This window comes from Pseudarthrobacter sp. rb, from assembly GCF_056389225.1.
Map to the genome: position 1 here is coordinate 1 of NZ_JBWJAR010000046.1, position 3,333 is coordinate 3,333.

Sequence of the window (3,333 nt, forward strand, 5' to 3'; positions counted from 1 at the left end):
CGGAAAACCCCAGAGACCAAACGCCAACTACTTTCCCTTGTTACAAAGGGAGGGGCGCACCGAGCAGCCGCCCCACAGCAGACAGCCGGAGACTAACAACCCTTGCTCAAGAAAAACACAGTATGACACCACGGAAGCCACAGACGACTCGCACTCAACGCCACGAAGCCGCCGGTTTACGAAGGGCACCTCATCCGCCGAAACGCCGCAGAAAGAGTCCCGACCAAAGCATGCTTTGGTCGGGACTCTTTTGAGCTAATTGAGGATGTCCATATGCAGCCTTGCATATCTGCACCGATCGCGGAGCACCGCGACATCCCAACTCAGTTCCTCAAGGCGTTCAGGCCTGTACCGCCGGTAGCTCACCTCGGTCGAGCCACCGGCCTGTACAGATCCGATACGCAGGCATGTGACGTGCTAAAGACGTACAGGAAGTGGGGCCCTCCAACGCCTCAGCCTCCGACGCGTACCGGTGTAGCGGACGAGGTTGTTGTTCCGTCACCGAAAGCACCGTAGGTGTTGTCGCCCCAGGCCCATGCTGTTCCCTCGGACTGCACAGCGTAGGCGGTGTGGGGTCCGAGAGCCAGGCTTTGGACGCCGGTCAGTCCCGGCACTGGGGCGGGCGTCGACGCACCGTCACCCCATCCCCATACTCCGTCTGCCGTCACTGCGTACGCCGCGGTGTCGCTGACGGCCAAGTTCGTGACGCCGGTGAGGGCGGAAATCTTCAGGGGTGCGCTCGAGCTTGTGGTCGTGCTGTTTCCAAGTTGCCCGGATCCATTGGAACCCCACGCCCACAGGCTGCCGTCGTTAGCGACGGCGTAGGCGGAGGATCGCGTGGCGGCGACGCTGGCAACTCCGGCGAGCCCGCGTACTTGAACCGGTGTTGTGGTGCTCGTTGTCGACCCGTCGCCTAACCGGCCTTGGCTGTTGTCACCCCAGGACCAGACGGTGCCATCCGTTTGCAGGGCATAGGCGGAGCCGTTTGCCGCTGCGATGCTTTGCACTGTTCCCAAACCTGCGACTTTTACCGGAGTTGTGGAAAAGTAATCAGTGGTGCCTTTAACCCCCCATCCCCAGGCCCATACGGAACCGTCGGCCAGCAAGGCGTATGCGGTGTTGAGGTCCCCGGTGTTGGTTGCGACAATCTTCCGGACGTCGGCCAGCCCGGGGATTTGAACGGGCGCGGTGGCGTTATCCATCGTGCCGATGCCCAGTGCGCCGCGGATATTCCATCCCCATGCCCACGCCGTCCCATCGCCCCTTATTGCATATGCGGATCCATCATTTTCAGTAATCGTCTTAATATCGGTAAGCCCTTGGACTTGGGCTGGCACCGAAGAATAGCCCGTGCTCCCGTTGCCGAGCTGCCCGTAAGTGTTGTCGCCCCAACCCCAAACAGTCCCGTCTGACTTCAAGGCGAACGTGGAGCCTTCAAGAGATGATGTAAGGCTCGACACCCCGGAAACGCCGGGTTGCGGAACCGGGAAAGAGCCAACAGTACCGCCACCCCAGGACCAGACGGTGCCGTCTTTTGTTAGTGCGTAGGGCCGCGGGCCGGCAGCGGCGACGCTCGCCACGTTCGAAAAGTCGGGTTGGACAACGGTGACCGATGTTGCGAAGGTTTGTTCGTGCCCCTGGGCGTCGGTAACAGTGAATGTAACCGGTGCACTGGCAGCGTTGGAGGGGGTTCCGGAGATCTGGCCCGTGGCGGCATCAAGGGTTAGCCCGGACGGCAGCCCCGACTGCGACCACGTGTAGGGGGCACTGCCGCCAGTTGCCGTAAGGGTCATCTGGTATTCCGCGCCGACAGTGGCTTGAGGAAGTTCCGCGGTGGTTACTGCCAAGGGGGCCGGGGCGGGTAGGTGACTGAAGCGGTACATGAAGGCGGCCATCGCGTCCCGAGCGACTGGGTTCAAGGGACTGTAAACCTTGGATCCGTCCGCTTGGGGGTAGCCGGTAGAGATGCCTTGGGCAGCAAGCCACGTTATTTCCTTGTAAAACTGCGTCATGCGCGTGATGTCCCGGAAGGGGGAAACAACAGGAGCAAAATAGGACGGCGACCCTGCCAGTCGGTAAAGGAACGCGGCCATGGCATCACGGTTCACTGGGCTGAGGGGCTGATAAGTCCTGGTCCCATCGGACTGCAGGTATCCCGTGGTGATTCCCTTCGAGGCGAGCCAGCAGATTTCCTTGTAGAACTGAGTCGCAGGTGTGATATCCGCGAACGGAGAAACAGTTGGCGGCGTGTACTCCGGTGACCCCTCTAGGCGGTACATGAAAGCCGCCATCGCGTCCCTGTTCACATTCCACAGTGGCTGGTAAAGCCGTGTCCCGTCCGGCTGAACCCAGCCCGTGGATATGCGCTGCGAAGCCGTCCATTTAATCTCCGTATAAAACTGGGATGTCGACGGGACATCGGCGAACGAGATGCCCACCAGAACAGACGGCAGCACGCCCCCACCTCCATTCGTGGAGGCAATCGGTGAAGCAATGGCCGGGGTGATCTCGAAGGACCCCCCCGCAATGACGAAGACTAATGCTGCTGTGGCACAACGACTGACAACATGCTTCCGCATATAAGCCTTCCGGTCACGGCGACGGGAAGGTCCGTCCCCCCAATTCTAAATTTTGGGCTTCCAATAGCCCGGGACCGAGAATAGCGGCCGCAAATAACAAACTGCAATCGTAAATCCATGACACTTGAAACATGGTCATGACAAATCTGTCATGGCCACGGATCTGGTCCCTACCGCAGTACCTCAGAATTGGCGGCCCATGTCGTCCAAGGAGGGATGGTGAGCACCATCTGCAACCCAATTGCGGAGGATTTATGGCATGCCTACCTGGCTTAGTTGATTGGCGGTGAGTCTTGCGACTGCTGCATTGTCGTGTTCCCCGAGGCGGTCATAAATGGCCCCCATGATGTGCCACGGGATGGGTGATTTTGGTGCTTGATTGGCTGCGGTTTGGAGATCGTTCAGGCTATCGTCACGGTGGCCGAGCCCAAAGTTTGCTATGCCGCGCTGGATGTAAAGCTGGGAGGTGTAGGGGGCTCGTGAAATGAGTGAATCGAGATGGGATTTAGCTGTGGCGAGGTTTCCTGTATTGATGTAGCCGATGCAGAGCGCGAGTCCGGCTTCGACTGACCCGGGTGTCCGGTCCAACGCGCGGGTTGCCCATTCGACTGTTCGCTTCGCTGCTTCTGACCTGCTCGTCAGGCCCGGTGCCGTGGGAGCGGACGAACACCCTCGCCCCGAGCAGATGCGCCGGGACCGAGTATTGGGAGTTCTCGAAGGAGACCATCGGGGTGTTCTCCGGGACGGTGCGGGC

At 60.1% G+C, this 3,333-nt stretch carries 1 protein-coding gene; it reads right to left on the minus strand.

Annotated features, from left to right (window positions below):
• Window positions 1-452 precede the first annotated feature (452 nt).
• Window positions 453-2,456 (minus strand): putative Ig domain-containing protein, encoded by a 2,004-nt coding sequence (locus ACWRN3_RS22765; protein ID WP_476742018.1) that lies wholly within the window; start codon window positions 2,454-2,456, stop codon window positions 453-455.
• Between the last annotated feature and the right edge of the window lie 877 nt (window positions 2,457-3,333).